This window comes from Gimesia aquarii (assembly GCF_007748175.1).
In the GTDB taxonomy this organism is placed as follows: domain Bacteria; phylum Planctomycetota; class Planctomycetia; order Planctomycetales; family Planctomycetaceae; genus Gimesia; species Gimesia aquarii_A.
This window is the reverse complement of record NZ_CP037422.1, coordinates 577,961-594,236: the sequence shown is the minus strand read 5'-3', so window position 1 is coordinate 594,236 and position 16,276 is coordinate 577,961. Positions and strand designations below refer to the sequence as shown.

The 16,276-nt window shown below is 44.5% G+C and carries 13 protein-coding genes and 1 tRNA gene; 7 read left to right on the top strand and 7 right to left on the bottom strand.

Features of this window, described 5'->3' with window-relative positions; all coding sequences use genetic code 11:
* Nucleotides 1-55 precede the first annotated feature (55 nt).
* The gene (locus V202x_RS02500) at nt 56-2,635 is read right to left on the bottom strand and encodes a TolC family protein (protein WP_232098793.1); all 2,580 of its coding nucleotides are present in this window, start codon (nt 2,633-2,635) and stop codon (nt 56-58) included.
* A gap of 359 nt (nt 2,636-2,994) precedes the next feature.
* On the opposite strand from V202x_RS02500, the gene V202x_RS02495 reads away from it, so the two are divergent.
* Nucleotides 2,995-5,112 (top strand): efflux RND transporter periplasmic adaptor subunit, encoded by a 2,118-nt coding sequence (locus V202x_RS02495; RefSeq protein WP_145170893.1) that lies wholly within the window; start codon nt 2,995-2,997, stop codon nt 5,110-5,112.
* A 16-nt stretch (nt 5,113-5,128) separates the two neighbouring features.
* Here V202x_RS02495 and V202x_RS02490 read toward each other — a convergent pair whose 3' ends face one another.
* Entirely contained in the window at nt 5,129-6,325 is a 1,197-nt protein-coding gene (locus tag V202x_RS02490) for an FG-GAP repeat domain-containing protein (RefSeq protein WP_197993182.1), read from the bottom strand.
* Nucleotides 6,326-6,724: 399 nt separating this feature from the next.
* Here V202x_RS02490 and V202x_RS02485 point away from each other — a divergent pair, with 399 nt between their 5' ends.
* Both V202x_RS02485 and V202x_RS02480 read left to right on the top strand, forming a co-directional pair.
* Entirely contained in the window at nt 6,725-7,159 is a 435-nt protein-coding gene (locus V202x_RS02485; RefSeq protein WP_145170889.1) for a hypothetical protein, read from the top strand.
* 96 nt (nt 7,160-7,255) lie between these two features.
* A complete protein-coding gene (locus tag V202x_RS02480; RefSeq protein WP_145170887.1) occupies nt 7,256-8,344 on the top strand; it encodes a hypothetical protein in 1,089 nt (362 codons plus the stop codon).
* Nucleotides 8,345-8,404: 60 nt separating this feature from the next.
* On the opposite strand, the gene V202x_RS02475 is transcribed toward V202x_RS02480, so the two are convergent.
* The 3 genes from V202x_RS02475 to V202x_RS02465 form a co-directional block, all read right to left on the bottom strand.
* Nucleotides 8,405-8,764 (bottom strand): hypothetical protein, encoded by a 360-nt coding sequence (locus V202x_RS02475; protein WP_145170885.1) that lies wholly within the window; start codon nt 8,762-8,764, stop codon nt 8,405-8,407.
* Nucleotides 8,765-8,776: 12 nt separating this feature from the next.
* On the bottom strand, nt 8,777-9,682 hold the full coding sequence (locus V202x_RS02470) for a DUF58 domain-containing protein (RefSeq protein ID WP_145170883.1): 906 nt from the start codon (nt 9,680-9,682) through the stop codon (nt 8,777-8,779).
* A gap of 98 nt (nt 9,683-9,780) precedes the next feature.
* Entirely contained in the window at nt 9,781-10,479 is a 699-nt protein-coding gene (locus tag V202x_RS02465; protein ID WP_232098790.1) for a DUF1080 domain-containing protein, read from the bottom strand.
* 281 nt (nt 10,480-10,760) lie between these two features.
* Between V202x_RS02465 and V202x_RS02460 the strand changes: the two genes are divergently transcribed.
* Both V202x_RS02460 and V202x_RS02455 read left to right on the top strand, forming a co-directional pair.
* A complete protein-coding gene (locus tag V202x_RS02460; RefSeq protein WP_145170879.1) occupies nt 10,761-12,236 on the top strand; it encodes a sulfatase in 1,476 nt (491 codons plus the stop codon).
* Between the two features lie 230 nt (nt 12,237-12,466).
* Nucleotides 12,467-12,540: transfer RNA gene (locus V202x_RS02455), tRNA-Met, on the top strand.
* Nucleotides 12,541-12,680: 140 nt separating this feature from the next.
* On the opposite strand, the gene V202x_RS02450 is transcribed toward V202x_RS02455, so the two are convergent.
* Entirely contained in the window at nt 12,681-13,481 is an 801-nt protein-coding gene (locus tag V202x_RS02450; protein ID WP_145170877.1) for an ankyrin repeat domain-containing protein, read from the bottom strand.
* A 219-nt stretch (nt 13,482-13,700) separates the two neighbouring features.
* Nucleotides 13,701-14,693 carry a hypothetical protein gene (locus tag V202x_RS02445; RefSeq protein WP_145170875.1) on the bottom strand — a complete coding sequence of 331 codons (993 nt, stop codon included), beginning with the start codon at nt 14,691-14,693 and terminating at the stop codon, nt 13,701-13,703.
* Between the two features lie 426 nt (nt 14,694-15,119).
* Between V202x_RS02445 and V202x_RS02440 the strand changes: the two genes are divergently transcribed.
* Together V202x_RS02440 and V202x_RS02435 are read left to right on the top strand one after the other, a co-directional pair.
* Nucleotides 15,120-15,362, top strand: coding sequence for a hypothetical protein (locus V202x_RS02440; RefSeq protein WP_145170873.1), 243 nt, complete (start codon nt 15,120-15,122; stop codon nt 15,360-15,362).
* 102 nt (nt 15,363-15,464) lie between these two features.
* Nucleotides 15,465-16,265 (top strand): glycosyltransferase family 2 protein, encoded by an 801-nt coding sequence (locus tag V202x_RS02435; RefSeq protein ID WP_197993181.1) that lies wholly within the window; start codon nt 15,465-15,467, stop codon nt 16,263-16,265.
* Nucleotides 16,266-16,276 lie beyond the last annotated feature (11 nt).

Genomic DNA, 16,276 nt, shown 5'->3' with positions numbered 1-16,276 from the left:
ACGCAGATTCACTATTTTTGGCGAAATTCTGATGTTTGCCAAAAAAATCCCCGTTTTAAGGAGCTTCCATATCGATTTCGGAACCTGAATCCGTTCGCTGATTTAAGGATTGCCAGCTGGTGCTTTTTAAGGGAAATCTTTGTACCTCACCAGAAAAATCACTTAAATTTCGTCTTTTCACTTCCGGAAGTGGAACAGGTTTCCAACGAGGTCCAGAATCCCGGTAATTTTTGAATGGGTCATTTTCACCTGAGCTCCCTCTGGAGGGAAATTCTGGTGTCTGATTCTGACGAGCAGACCGTAATGTGGGAGCTTCTCCCTGTAAGTCCATCGGGCGAAAGTTGATCTCTGATTGACCAATTTTTTCTGGAGCGATTTGTGAATCGGAATCTTTCATACCAAGAATGCCAGGATTGGGATTCGACTGAAACTCATCTTTTAGTCCAGGAGGGGCGCTTTGGACCACATCTGTTTGCAGTGAAGTTTGATTGTCTGCCTGGACCGATTCCAAATTTTGAATTTGATGATTCGCATCAAATTCTTCTCTGAACTCGATCGATTGAATGTCGCCTTCAACAGGAGGGGCGGCGGCTTCACCCGTCGTTCCAGGCTCTGGTGGGATAAACTTCTCAGGAACCGGTTCAGGAGCAGGTTGCAGATTCTCTTCAGGTACTTCACCAGGTACTAATAATTGAGGATAAATTCCTTGACTTAGATTTCCGGTATAAGCAGGAGCATCAACAATTGTTCTTACACGACCACGTAAACGTTCCCGCTCTGCGGCGTCCATGTAAGCTTTTTCAGGCCAGCCCCCTTCTGAGAGATAAATGTTGTTGTAAGAGAGCAATGATCCTTTTTCAAACTGAACGTTTTTGATCGCCAGAGAGTATTCCACCAACGAGCGGTAGTAGCTTCCATCCGCTTCTGCCTGACGGCGTTGTGACTCTAACAGTAAGTCCAGAGTCGCATTATCAGAATCATAAGCAGCCTGCATTGCAGCTACTTCCTGTCTGGCAGCATGTCGACGGTTGAAGTTAGTTTGCAAAACGGCATACGCACGATCTACATCTGCAATAGCATTACTTAAACTTTGTACGATCGCTCGTTCCTGCTCATGCAGAATTGCTCGATCACGTGCTAACTGTAATTCTGCAAACCGCATCGCTGCATGCGCTTGTCTTTTTCCCAAAGGCACAGAGAGTTCAAGTCCTAACTGCCATTCCTGAAAATCGCCATCGAACAGATTATTAAGTGCTCCCTCGAATCGCCCGGTTTGTGTTCCCTCTTCCAGAAAGTTACGTCCGAAGCCACGCCAACGATAACGTCCAATCAGATCTAATTCGGGTTTCAAGAAATTTTTGTTTGCTTCCAGTTCGAGCTCTCGTTTTTTGATCTGCCATCGTTGTCGACGGATCTCTGGACGACGTTCCAGAGATTCAATTAAGGTTTCTTCCCAGTCAAACTCGACGCGGGCCAGAGAAGGCTCATCTGCAGGTCGGATTAAACGACCATCATTAATAGAAATTCCCATTAACATACGCAATCGACGCTCTGCAACATACACACCGTGATTGCTTTGAAAACTTCCACCCTGACTACCATTATTAGTATGTGTTCCATTCAATAACCGACCACTTAACGCATTTTCAACTTCAGCCTGATAACGGTAATACTGTTCGCGCGCCTGAGCTTCTTTTTCCGCTTCTCCACCTCGTCGACCATTAACATACAAAGCATGAACTCTTCGCCATGTTTCTAAAGCAGAATCACGAGCCATAATTTTTGCATCGAGATCTCGATAACCAAAATAGAGATCCCAATAGGCATTCTCGACATCGCTGACAAGATCTCGAACTGATATTTCAAATTCACCCAGACTGATATCCGTATTAATTCGGGCAATGATCACACCATTTACAACACCCGGTGTGTTACTGGGACCTGCCAGCTGATTGAAGTCAACTCCCCCCCCTCGTAACAATGGGTGACGAAATTCCATTTCAATGTTGTTCTGATAAGCGTGTGGAAATTGGTTACCGGGAGAGTTGTTTGCATCGTAATCAATATAATCTCGTAGGGTAAATTCCGTTCCGGTCATGGCTCGCTTTGTCAACTGAGCTTGAATGACCATCGCATCTTGTCTTAAAAGACGAGTTCCACCACCGAAGAAGACGTTGTTGAGCGCTTTATCGTTCTTTTCAAAGAACGTACTTGCCGAAAGCGTTGTATCATAAGCGCTGAGAGCACCCTCTACTCCATAACGAGGGTCAGACTCTACAATCGCAGCATCATATTTTGTATGAACGGCTGCTGGTGTATTTAAAGCAACTCCACCAACATCACCTAAGACTTTGGAATTCTGTAATGCCAAACGCACTACTTCCTCCAAAGAGAGTTCCCAATAATCTGGCGTTGTTGAACTGGAAAGTCTGGCTGGTGCCTGTGTACCAAAAGTGTCACTTTCTTCGATTTCATCTACATTAGGATATTCGATTTGAGTAAGTGCTTGTTGGTAGAGTTCCTCGCTTTCTACAAATTCTTCTTGTAGAGAAGTCTCCAGGAAACGGCTACATCCTGGGCCCAGCATTACAATTGCTGCTAACATAAGCACAATCCGGGCCATTAAACAGTTCATTGATTAACCTTGGTCAAATTGGACCATTAATTAAAAAGCTATACACTCTCTCAACTCATCGGCATTAGACCACGTCCCCCCAAAGCAAATTTTCGATACATTCATAACATTCCGCATAATCGGACAATCAGAATATTCCCCCAAACAACCACAAACCACTTATTCATTGCTTTTCTCCCAAAATACACCACGAATAGGCACTCAATCTTGCAATACTGGGTCAAGTAGGAAATTTACACAGAAATAAAAACTATACATGAATTTCTTTGATAAGCCTCTTCTCTTTTCAGGGGTCAATCAGAGTACATCGCCCGCAACTGTGATAGTATTAACGGCAGCTATGTAAGAACTTTAAAAGTTTGCCAAGCGACTGGCTGCCAAACACACGCCGAACCTTCATTTATTCGAATCGCATGACGACTGATGAATCCTCTTCGATAGAAGACATCTGGCAGGAGATTGAAGCGCTCGTTCTCGGGCTGGCTCAACTCTCCAGAACAGGGATTTCGAGTCAAAAATTTTACTCGGAACTGCTGGATCGCGCCATGCGCGGCATGTCTGCTTCGGGTGGTCTCATCTGGATTCCTGATTCTACAGGCTCTCTAGAACTCCAAAGCTGCCTCGGATTAAACCCTGAATCAAATCCGGGCAAACCATTAAGCCAACAGTCGATTGAGCTACACCGGCTTCTACTGAGTGAAGTATTACAGGGGAACCAACCTGTAACAATTGGACCCCACTCGAGACTATCAGAGCAACATCAGGGAACGAATCCCACTGATGAAAATCTTATCCTGTGCCCCGTCGCGGTTGAGAATCATCCTGCTAGGCAGACTGGGATTTTGGAAATTGTTCATCATCCTCCGAAATCATACACAGCACAAGATGGTTTTCTGAGATTCATCAGTGCCTTATGTGAGCTTTCCGAGGATTACTGCCAGCATCAGCAATTGCAACGACTTCAAGAAATGGAAACTCTCTGGGATCAGTTTGAACGTTTCTCAGAACACGTCCACGTACATTTAAATTCTCAACAAACCGCATATATCATCGCCAATGAAGGAAGAACGTTAATTAACTGTGATCGACTCTCTGTTCTGCAACGAACCGGTAAAGAATACAACCTGATTGCGGCAAGTGGCGTGGATATAATTGAACGGCGATCAGAGTCTGTTCAACGTTTGGAAAGCTTGGTGGGTTGTATTCAATCCACAAACCGGGATTACTGGATCATGGAAGGAGGACAAAAATATCCTCCCCAGATTACAGAATCTTTACATGCCTATCTCGATCTGGCATCATCACGATCATTAATGATCATTCCACTGAAACATATTATCGAAGAACAGAAAAACGATGCGACAGAATCCAGCCAGGTGCAACATTCCACTTCAGAGCAACTTGTCCTGGGTGCGATCGTAGTAGAGCAATTTCATGATCTCGAATCCGACAATACATTGCTCAATCGTGCACTAGCCGTTTCACGTCATGGGGGGACTGCTTTATATAATGCATTACAGCATGAAAGCTTTCCTTTTTTTACTGTCTTGAAACACTGGTCGTATTCACCGATTCGCAAGAAAAATATGACATGGCGGAATGCCATTACCGGTATGGTTATTCTCACACTAATATGCGCCGTTTTGATTTTGACTCCCGCGGACTTTATGATTGAAGGTTCCGGAACACTCCAACCTGTTGACCAGCAAAATATTTTTGCTACCGCAGATGGAACCGTTGATGAAATACTCGTTCATCAGGGAGAACAAATTCTAGCAGGTGACACTCTGATTATTTTAAGAGATTCTGATTTAGAATTGGAATTCAGTCGTGTGAGAGGTGAGATTCAAACAACACAAAAGCGATTAGCAGTAATTCAGGCAGCAAGATTAGATTTGAATCCCACTGATCTTAATGCATTACAAAAAGCAAATCGCCTGACTGCAGAACAAGAAGAATTGAATGAACGTCTCAAAAGCTTGAAAGAACAACTCGTCTTACTTAAAAATCAACAAGAAGCACTAAAACTAAAAAGTCCGATTAGCGGTGAGGTATTGACCTGGGATTTACAAGAAAAATTACTGGCACGACCAGTGCAACGTGGGCAAAGACTATTAACGGTTGCTGATCTGAAAGGCCCTTGGGTTTTAAAAATGCAAGTGCTCGATTCGGAAATCGGTCACGTGCTCGAAGCCCATCAACAAAATCAGAACCCTCTCCCCGTTTCGTTTCTGCTGTTAACCGATCCAGGCCAAACCTATCAAGGAACTATAGAAAAAATCGCAGCGACAGCTGAAACGAACGAAGAAGGAATTCCAACAGTACAAGTTACAGTAGAACTGGATCATGAATCAATTACGGGCTTGAGGCCAGGTGCTTCGGTTCTCCCACAAATCGACTGTGGAAAGCGTTCTTTAGGATATGTCTGGTTCAGACGATTAATCGAAACCATTCAAAGGGAAGTGTTGTTCTTTTAACAAATCAGTATTTCATTTATTTGGTGGGATTCTCATACCAGAAAACTCCCAGGCCTTTCTTCTGATCCCGTTCCTCACAGGAAATCACATCCAAATCACCATCTTCGTCGAGATCAAGTAATTCAATTCGATCATATTTGATACCTCGCGGCCCGCTGATTTCGTGAGTCGTCCATTTAAGACCTGTACCACTTTTAGAATAACTCATCCAGAACATGCCGGATTTTGGTGGATCTGCCTTTCCACAACTGATGACGACATCTGGCTGTCCATCAAGATTGATATCACCTACTGTAACGGCTTTTCCATGCCCTGTATTTACGGGAAAAGGAAAGGCTATTTTTTTCCACTTGCGACCACTCTGATCCAGCCGACGAAACCAAAGTAATTCATCGGGAATACGTGTCACTACCAGAATATCCTTCCACCCATCTTGATCAAGATCAGCAACGTGAGCGAACATCACTTCCCGATCTTTACCACCCACCCAATGATTCTTCCATTTGGAAGATTTTGATACATTCAGAACTCCGGGATTCTCCAGCCAGCGACAGCCTCTCATCTTTCCTTTTCGATCAGTTGTTAAAAGATCTACATCACCATCACCATCCATGTCGAGTACAATGAATGACATAATCCATCCCGCAGGTGATAATGGTCTCCAGTGATAACCCGAGAGATCGCGCGGGTTTTTGCCTGCCTGATACCAGCCAATTTGTGCCCCCTTCCCTTTACCAGCGGCAACCAATTCTAACCCCGGCTTATTATCTATTTGTGCAGAGGTCGCAAACATCCACATCATTTTTTTCCTTGAAGCAGGTAATACTTCTTGCTGCCATGGTTTTTTAAATGGTTGATTATTCGAGGCCCAGTGCACAAAAATTGTCTGACTTTTGCCCTCACAGCAGCTAATGACTTCTTGTCGGCCATCATGATCCAGGTCAATCCAGGCAGCATCTTCAACCTGAGGAGTTTTTCCCACAGTAATTTTAGGCCAGAGCTCTTTCACTTTCGCCGGGCCTGGGTTGCGATAAATTCGGGTCAGGTTTCCTTCTTCCCAACCGGTGGCGATATCTGGCAAACCATCTTGGTCTGCATCCGTCAGTTTGACTCCATCTGCGCCTCGGGAAGACTGATCAATCGCATGATAAACCCACGGCTTTCCTCTTAGCGAATCGTCTGCGAATACATTTTCTGTAAAAAGAGTAATCAAAATGAAAAATATCCCGCTCAGATGTTTGTTTTCACAGCACATTGACGGAACCTTTCTTAATAATTTCGGAGTGATAATCAAATATTATCTAATATCCAGTACCTGGATCGAAACCACAATGGTAGTTCGTATCCCAAGTATTTTTTGCGAAAGTAAGCAATCATTGACAACAACATAACCCTCGATGAAATAAAGGATTTCTGGATTTTTTTGATAACAGAAAGCAGTAAATCCCGTAAGTCTTCGATAACCCCGTCATTCAGAATAATCGATAAAGTTTCTCTCGTAAGATTGCCGATCATCCTTAGGTACAGGCGATTGTACAATCTGTGATGCATGCCATCATAGAAACTACTGTGACAAAGGAATGTCACATTCAAAAGGGGGAGGAATCTGCGGATGCGCGCAGCTTTTGTGTGTATAGTCTTGACTCAGCTAACAATAGTAGGCTCAGGCTGCCAGTGCTTTAAAGCCAGCAATCTCTACTATAACCTGATCGATGATGTGAGCGACACACAAATCTATGCAGACCGTTTCTATCGTCCTACATGGGACCTCACGCGCATTGGTAAACCTGACTGGTGTTCTTCTCGGTTTAATCGTTGGTGGTGTAAGTGCTGTAGTGATTGCCGCCCACATTATATAAGCCCAGAACCAGTTACGGACTACAACAACTACCAATATAACGAGAGTGAAACTCCTGGTGAGTTAACTCCTCTTCCTGATTCTTCAATGTATGTGCCACCTGATCCATCTCCAGGTGAAACTCCAACAGAGCCGGTTCCCGAGGCGGGGCCCCATTTAGTCCCCTCAACCAGTGAGCCGTCGAGTTAGAAAATTACCCGTTCAGAACAGGCGCATGACCTAAGCAACATCTGTTGATAGTGGAAAGAAACAGGTTTAAATATGTTTAAAATGGAGATGACACAAGTGGTTCAGCGACTGACGATCCTGCTCATTAGTGTGATAAGTTCCATCCCTGTCTCAATCTCATCAGCACAAGAATTGAATTCAGAAGACCGCGACGGCCAGAGCCCGGCCCTGACGAAGTCGGCTGCCAGTCAGTATCTTTTAAAAGACACTGACCGGCAGCTGACAAAATTTCAACAGGAACAAAAACCAGCCCATCCGAGTCACAATGTTCCGAATGAAGAAGATCTTATTTCCTTGCTTAGTAAAGGCTCTTCCACTCGTTTTGCGAGAAGATCAGCCCGTTCACAGCTTCCATTGGATAAGCTCACACCTGCCAATCGAATCAATGCCGAGTATGTTCTCAAAGACATCAGCATGTTTCGCATTTTGCCAAAAATTCAATTTGATGTAAATCATTCAGCATATGCCTTCTTTATTGCTCATCCTGATGTGGTTGTGAGTATTTGGAGAGATATGAAAATATCCGATTTTCAAATGTGGCAAACAGGTCCCACATCCTACGAAATTGACGCAGGTGATGGAACGATTGGAACTTTGGAAGTCATACATCAAACCCCTACCGAAACAATGGTGCTTTGCTCCGGTGTCTATAAAAGCCCGCTGTTAGCAAAACCGATTGCCGCCAAAGCACTGCTTTATTTGGAAACTGAGTATCAACCTGGTAACGGTAAAACCAAAACTTCAGTTTCGCATCAAGCCTCAATGTATGTTTCATTTCCTTCGCAGACGGTAGAAGTGGCGGCAAAGATTCTGGCCCCCGTCAGCAATGTGATTCTTGACCGAAATTTTAAAGAAATTTCAATCTTTATGCACATGATGTCGCTCGCAATGGAACGACAACCCGGCTGGGTAGAACGAATGGCAAACCGGCTCGAAGGAGTTCTTCCCGTTCGACGTCCCCAATTACTCAAGGTGGCAGCCCGTGTCTATATTGATGGGCAGCAACGGCGAAAACCGACTAAAGCCAATCCACTTCAATCACCCCAGCCCATTAACGTACTTTCACGAAGTAATGCCAAAGCTCCACGTAAATTACCAGACAACCTTCGTGTTCAACCAGTGAACCGTGCTCAAAGTCCGATGTAGGCACACCACTTTCGTCTCTTAAGACAACTAGAGGGACACCTGCTTTCTCTGATCCGTTGGCTATCTTCTTGGTGCGCGTTTCTTATTACGAGGCCGCAACACAAAACCAATGATGCTTAACACAACGATCAAGGGAACGGCTATTTTAGGTCTGAGGGCAACTCCCACAATTGCCAGAATCAGCCCCACAAAAATCCAGGGAGACACGTTCGCCCAGGCAGCATCACGTTTTTTGGATGGTAATGCAAACCAAAACGCAAACATGAGTAACCCTACACGCATAAAGGCGCCAGTAGCTGCCTCTTTCTGAGCAAACTGTTCAACGGTGATCTGCCACTCCAAAATACCAGCCACAATCAAGCAAATAGCCGCAATCACTCCAACCAAAAGTCGATTAATGGGAATTTTTTCACCTGACATGACTTTAAGCAATCACTTTCTTCCAGGTCGGGTTCGTTGATTGAGAAAGGCACCTAATGCTAAGTGATAAGGGTCAGTCGTTCGGAATTTGAGGTAATCTACATTCACAGATCCGCATTGTCGTGACAAAGTCTCGCAAAACTCCTGATACTGTTCTAGATAACGTGCACGTAACTGGTGAGGATCTACCAATTGACGATGACCTGCTTGTTCTAAACTACGAAATTGCGTCGGTTTACTGAAGGGAAAATCTTCTTCTTCAGGTGCCACAACTTGAAATAAGAGCACTTCATGACGAGCATGTCGCAATTGCTTTAAAGTGGTTGTGAGTGCCTCAGGCTCATCAAAACAATCGGAAATCAAAACCACTAAACTTCTGCGTTTGATTAATGGAAGAACCTGATTTAAAGCAGCTGAAATCCCAGTTTCTTTACCAGGCTTTGACTGCTCCAGGATTTCCAGCATTTGGCCAAAGTTTTTGGGGTTTGCTGAAGGCTCAATGAAATCACGTTGTCCCGTATCAAACGTAATTAACCCAGTGGCATCTCGCTGACCTAGTAATAAATATCCAAAGGCCGCCGCGAGTTGACGCGCATATTCAAATTTACTTAAGGTCTTACCCGAATAAGCCATACTCCCCGAACAATCGAGTAATAAATAACATCGCAAATTTGTCTCATCTTCGAACTCTTTAACGTAATACTTTCCCGTTTTTCCGTATGCGCGCCAGTCGATATGCCTAATTTCGTCGCCAGGGTAATACTGACGATGTTCCACAAATTCCACGCTCGCCCCTTTAAAAGGGCTTTTGTGCTGCCCCATCATGAAACCTTCTACAACCAGCCGCGTGACGACATCCAATTTGCCAAATCGTGCCAGCGCTGTCGGGTCAGAAAGAGGAGCATTTTTTGATAGCATTTCGTTGTGTTTCACTAAAAAATTTGTGATTACAAAAGTGAAAGCGCAGAGAGCGATCTCTCTACGCTTTCATTTCAGTTGACTTAATCTGATTTTAACTAATCAAGTTCCTTAATAAATACGTTTCGGAAATAGAGTGTATTACCATGATTTTGTAATTCAATCTGTCCTGTCTCGTAAATGGGTTTATCGCGTTCCCAATAATTTTCCAAAACTGTGTCCGTAACCAACTTACCATTTAATTTGACAGTCACTTTGTCACCAACCATTTTAATGTAGAACGTGTTCCATTCTCCCACTGGATTATCAGCAGTCACTAAAGGTTTACTGGGATTTTTTTTATTGTTGTATAGCCCGCCTGAACCAACACCTTTAGCAGCTTTCGTTGCAGGATCCCATATCTGAACCTGGGGTGAACCGCGTAGATAAATTCCACTGTCCCCATCTTTTTTGATTTTCCAGTCTACCAGCATTTCAAAGTTTTTGTAGTCTTTATCAGTACACAGGCTCTGGCCTTTTCCATCAAAGACAAGCACGCCATCAACCACTTTCCAGTGTTCCCGCATGCTTTGATCCGCCTTCTTTTGTGCCTCAGCTAACTCTTCAGGACTCATTTTAGCACGTGTCTTGGGGCTGCCCACCAAACCCTTCCACCCAGATAAGTCCTTACCATTAAATAACGCTTTATACCCTTTGGGAGGCATATTCAGTTTTTGTTCACCGGCTACTGCTAAATTGAGAGTTGAAATTGTCATGATCATTGTTAATAGCGTTGTCACTCGTTTCAAAGATGTCATAGTCATCGCCTTTATTCAAGATTAGTATAGTTATTTTCCTGCATAGCAATTTCCTGGCTCAAATAGGAAACGCATTTCCTATCGGAAGTTACTTAATTATCGAAAGGAATTCTCTCCACATCAAGCCAGTCCTCATTGATTTCGAACCTTTCGGTTAAACTCTCCCGCTTTCTCAATTGCCGATTTGCGATTGCTCTTCGAGGAGATTAGAATAAATTCTAAACCACACATTTGATGATTCCTACGATTCCCACCTTTAGTTCTAATGAGAAAGCCACACCATGAGACGATATCTCTACGGAATGCTTTGTATCCTTTTGCTATTCTGCTCTGCGAAACAATTATCTGCTGCTTCCAAGCAGAAAAATGTCCTGGTGATCGTTGTCGATGATCAGGGCTTTCAAGCTGGTTGTTATGGAAACAAAGTCATCAAAACACCGGGTATCGATATGCTGGCCGCATCGGGAACTCGGTTTACCCGCGCCCATTGTACAACGGCCAGTTGCTCCGCCAGTCGTTCGGTGATCATGACAGGTTTATATAATCATGCCACCGGACACTACGGTCATGCCCATGGTTATAATCACTTCAGTACTTATGCCACCGTCAAATCACTGCCAATCCTACTTGAGGAAGCTGGTTACCGAACATGCTCCATTGGAAAATATCACCTGGCTCCAAAATATGTTTATGAATTTCAGGAATACCGTAATAAAGGTGTGCAGGGAAATCGTAACTCGGCAGTCATGGCGGCCAATGCAAAAGAGTGGATCATGGAAAAAGACGACCGACCGTTCTTTCTCTATTATTGTAGTAGCGATCCCCATCGTGGAGGAGGCCCGGATGGTTATTCCAATTTCAATAATGACCCCGATCATTACCCAGGCGTGACTCCCATAAAATACAAACCGGAACAAATTCAAGTGCCACCCTGGCTACCCAACCATCAGGAAGTCAAAGAGGAACTGGCTGAATACTATCAAGCAATTTCTCGGCTCGATCAGGGCGTGGTTTCTTTGATTAATACGTTAAAAGAAACGGGACACTGGGAGGACACACTCGTCATGTTCCTGAGCGATAATGGTCCTCCGTTTCCTGGCGCAAAGACAAATCTTTATCAACCCGGGATGAATTTACCATTGATTGTCCGCGATCCCAGTCAGCCCAAGCAGGGAATTACAACTGATGCGAGGGTCTCTTGGGCCGACCTGACACCGACAATTCTGGATTATTGCAACGTGACACCGAAACCAGTTCCCCGACTTCGCACTGTTGAAAATAATGGCAAACGAGTTCAAGGAAAAGGAAAACCTGTTCCTTACCAGTTTCATGGACGCTCGTTTCTGAGCGCACTTGGAAAAGAACACGCGCCTGATTTCGACGAAAATTATGCTTCACATACCTTTCATGAAATCACAATGTATTATCCGATGCGGGTGATTTTGAGTGGTAAATATAAATACATTTTCAACATTGCCCATGAACTGCCTTACCCTTTTGCGTCCGATTTATATCGATCTCCTACCTGGCAGGGCGTTTTAAAACGGGGTGACAAAATGTTCGGTCAACGAACCGTTTACTCCTATATCCATCGTCCCAAACACGAACTTTATGATGTCGTCGCTGATCCCTTTGAATCGACAAATCTCGCCTTTGAACCTGAACACCAGGAAAGGCTGATCCAAATGCAGGAAAAGCTTAAAACGTGGCAGAAAAAAACCAAAGATCCCTGGTTTCTAAAGTGGGAATATGAATGATTACTCCTAAGTTAGGGGCCGATTCTGCGTTCTTCCCATTGAATTCAGGGATTTTGCTGAAAGTTACTCGACGAAAGGGTCGATCCTCACTATAATTACAAGATATGGTAACGGTATGCCTTTACTATATTTAGGGCCTTTGAACGTTAAAGTAATGTCGGAAACGACTATTACTGACATCTCATTCTGCTCTTAATGATTTACTTATGTCCTGATGACAGGACCCATAGCGCGGGGTGGAGCAGCCCGGTAGCTCGCGAGGCTCATAACCTCGAGGTCGCAGGTTCGAATCCTGTCCCCGCCACTTATTAAAAACCTTGATGTAATTCATCTTACATCAAGGTTTTTCTTTTGCACCAGATTCCATAAGAAGACAAATACGACTTCCTCTGAAATCCCCATAATTAGTCTTGTAAATCATAAAATCGATAATAAATGCAAGAATCAGTGTGTGTTAGTAGGAGAATTGTCTTGTGCCCCTTTTTGGAGCAAGTATCCAATGGCGGCGCTGTTCTTACTGATTCGAGCAGCCACCAAGGGAGTGATGCCCTGTTTGTCAGCTAAATCAATGGGCACTCCAGCGTCCAAGAGAAGATCAATCACTTCGAGTTGTCCCATCATGGCGGCGATATGTAAGGCACTCCTCTCTCCACTTAAGGCTACCGGATCAGCTCCTTCCTGGAGCAATAATTGCGCTGTTGGCAAGTCACCAGACCAGGCAGCATAATACAATGGGTAGTCACCATGTCCATTCGCCCTGTTCACATCAGCTCCCCATTCTAAAAGTAGCCGCACCATATCTTCATCACCGTTTTCCGCAGCCATCGTCAATGGACTATGTCCGGGAATTTTCACTCCCATTCCCCAGAGTTGAAGCGTTTCTACATCCATGCCGGTTTGTAGTGCGAACCGAGCTGAAACAATATCTCCCTTTCTTACCGCAAGCAGAAATGATCGTTGAGTCGGCCAGATGCACCAGAGGGAGAGCAGTACGATGGGAAAAAAGCTTGAAATTACTGCTATCATCGACAACCAGCAACACCGCGAGCGCCACATTGCCACTAAGCCGGTAAACAGGCCCACGAGAGTTAACAATATCGAAGCCGCGAATCCCAACCATCCGCAAAACCATGTTCGGCCATAAAAGGCAACGACACTTATCACAAAGGTGGCGGCCACAGTAGCCACGATTGAAATCACTTCCCAACCAGTCACCGTCCTATCAAGCATTCTTTCTGATGTCATCTTCTTTGCCCTGTTGCATCAGAATCGACCACCAACCCGACTTTTTCACTGTATCGTTAGATTCGGCAGTCCACACTCTTAAGGCGTCATAGGATCGCTAATATCACTCATTTTTTGATGAAATCGCAATAAAAGGATCTTTTATTTTTGAAAAATGACCGGAGCATTTTTTTGATGTTATGAGGAAGTCCTGTAACGTCTTAGATGACCACTCAGCCTTTATTTCCAAGTGTTTTCTTTGAACGGCTTGCCGTTCGTTGTCAAGATTTGGAAATGATGAAAGCCGGAATTCATGCCTGAGTAACGCCAGACTACTTTCTTGTCTCTTGTAACTTCAAATAGTTTTACCTGATTTCCCTTGGCCCGATAGCTTGAGATTACAGTATTGCCATTCGGTAATCTCTGGGCTCCACAGGCGTCGTTGAACAGTTTCTCTCCCAGATCTTGATTTATTACACTCCAGACGATTTTACCTTCGGCATCTGTCTCGATGATACGATTCCCATTCGTGCAGGCAATCAGCGTGTTTCCATTTTTCAAACGGATCGCTGTAAAGGGCCAGTCTCGTTTATCACGACCACGTTCGTCTGTCATGATGACTTGAATCACCTCACCGGTTTCCGGTTTGTATTCCTTGATGGCGAAGTCTAGTAAATGCGGCGCGATATAGTTTCCATTCGGAAGCATACGCAACATCCGGGTTTGCATATGTGCGTTTTTTCTTTGACATTGTAGGGGAGTCGTCTTGAGAACATCTCCCTTACGATTGATGACAATAGCGCGCGGCTCTGGACCCAACTCCGCAATAAGAAACGTGCCGTCTGGCAAGAGTTGTACCGTGCTCGTCTCTTTTTGGCGACCCTTGTACTGAAAAACTATCTTCTTTGTTTTGCGATCGACTTCAACAACACCGCCGTTAGGAAATCCTTTTGTCCCGTAGAGTGCCAGCAATACATTGCCATTTGGTAAAACCCATCCGTCACTCGCGGGCATGTTGAATTTCCATTCTACTTTCCCGTCCTCACCAATAATGACTGCCTTATTGGCTTTACCCATACCAAGAAACGAGTGCTGGATTATAGCCTCATCGCCAGCGTAACCAGTTGATGACAATGCAAAACATGTTACAGACAAAAAAGTGAGCAGTAACAACAGACCTGATAGAGACAAGTAGCTGGGATGATTAGATCGAATGAAGATTCTTTTTAGCATGAATTTCGAGCTCCGATTGATCAAAGGATAGTCTTAGTTGAAATCTTAGTCTAACCGGAAACCAGACTGTGGGCGATGTAACCCACCAATTTGGTCACCACAATCGCGATCATCTCATTCCCAGTAGTTACCTCACTCCCGGTCCAAACTTGCCATCGAGCCTTGCCACTTCAGTTTCTCATGCCTTAAGAGCAATCAAACAAACAAGTTAACACTTCATATTCTATTAGAGTTGCCTCTGAATCATTTTCTGCGGTGTTTAAGTTTTTCGCCTTCAAGAGTCCGTTCTGTAATCAGATTCACAGACTCGATTTTGGAAGACATCGATAATGCCGCTCTCTGAGTAGATAGGTATGAAGCCCTCCCTGTTTTGAATTACTCTGAAAGTCGGCAGGAAGTTCCGATTACAAAAACAAGGATGTGATCATGAATCAAAAATGGTGGTATTATGTTTTGAGTGTTTTGCTGATTATCGTAAGTTGCGTGGTGGGATGTGTGTATCCCTATGGTTCACCACCGGAAACCTATTCTGAACCATATGCTGATCCGGCGGCTGGAAGAATGATGTTTAGTCCTGATTTAGGTGGCTCTGGCTCTTCGCATGAAGCTCCTTCTCACACACCACAACCAGCTCCACGCTCAATGCCACAGGGATCAGGAGCGAGGTAATCACAAATCAATGACAAGACTTACAAGTATGTTTGAGATCTGATCTTGGCGAGATAGACTCAGCGAATACTTACTCGTAAGGCTAACGAACGGAGACTCAATGTGTTAAACAAAGAACTGTTTTCATACGGAGAGGCTGCCTTGGTCACTGATCCTGCTACATCGACTTTCAAAAAGCCCAATGAGACGAGTATCACTGATCTATCAAAAGTGACGGTGATTATTCCCGCTCTGAATGAAGAGACGTCTTTGCCTTTGGTCCTGAGTGACCTACCCGCGGTTGGTAACGTGATTGTCGTCGACAACGGATCGACAGACCAGACGGCTCAGATCGCCGCCGCGCATGGTGCTACTGTCTTTAATGAACCGAAGCGTGGCTATGGTGCAGCCTGTTTACACGGTCTGGAAGCGCTACGGCAGTTGATTAAGTCTGGTCAACAGGCTCCACAAGTCATCGTCTTCATTGACGCTGATTATAGTGATCATCCCGACTTGCTCCCCCTTCTTGCGTCACCGATTCTGAATAATGAAGTCGATTTCGTGCTCGGCTCACGGTTACTTGGTGAAAGAGAGCCCGGAGCAATGCCACCACAAAGCCTCTATGGCAACCAATTGGCATGTTTTTTGATGCGCACACTTTTCGGAAGTGAATATACTGACCTCGGTCCGTTTCGTGCTATCAACTATCGTGCATTACTTGACCTTCAAATGATTGACGACAACTTTGGATGGACTGTCGAAATGCAAATTAAAGCCACTCGCGCGCATCTCAGAACACGAGAGATTCCAGTTCCCTATCGGCGCCGCATTGGAAACAGCAAGATTAGTGGCACATTTTCCGGTACTGTGAAAGCAGGATCAAAAATTCTCTACTTAATTGGAAAGTACGGGTTGAAGCATTGAGTGATGCCGAT

Excerpts from the sequence above, each read along its gene's own strand:
- V202x_RS02500 (WP_232098793.1), bottom strand. The coding sequence starts at position 2,635 with ATGAACTGTTTAATGGCCCGGATTGTGCTTATGTTAGCAGCAATTGTA.
- V202x_RS02485 (WP_145170889.1), top strand. The coding sequence starts at position 6,725 with ATGCGCGCAGCTTTTGTGTGTATAGTCTTGACTCAGCTAACAATAGTA.
- V202x_RS02475 (WP_145170885.1), bottom strand. The coding sequence starts at position 8,764 with ATGTCAGGTGAAAAAATTCCCATTAATCGACTTTTGGTTGGAGTGATT.
- V202x_RS02470 (WP_145170883.1), bottom strand. The coding sequence starts at position 9,682 with ATGCTATCAAAAAATGCTCCTCTTTCTGACCCGACAGCGCTGGCACGA.
- V202x_RS02465 (WP_232098790.1), bottom strand. The coding sequence starts at position 10,479 with ATGACATCTTTGAAACGAGTGACAACGCTATTAACAATGATCATGACA.
- V202x_RS02460 (WP_145170879.1), top strand. The coding sequence starts at position 10,761 with ATGAGACGATATCTCTACGGAATGCTTTGTATCCTTTTGCTATTCTGC.
- V202x_RS02450 (WP_145170877.1), bottom strand. The coding sequence starts at position 13,481 with ATGACATCAGAAAGAATGCTTGATAGGACGGTGACTGGTTGGGAAGTG.
- V202x_RS02445 (WP_145170875.1), bottom strand. The coding sequence starts at position 14,693 with ATGCTAAAAAGAATCTTCATTCGATCTAATCATCCCAGCTACTTGTCT.
- V202x_RS02440 (WP_145170873.1), top strand. The coding sequence starts at position 15,120 with ATGAATCAAAAATGGTGGTATTATGTTTTGAGTGTTTTGCTGATTATC.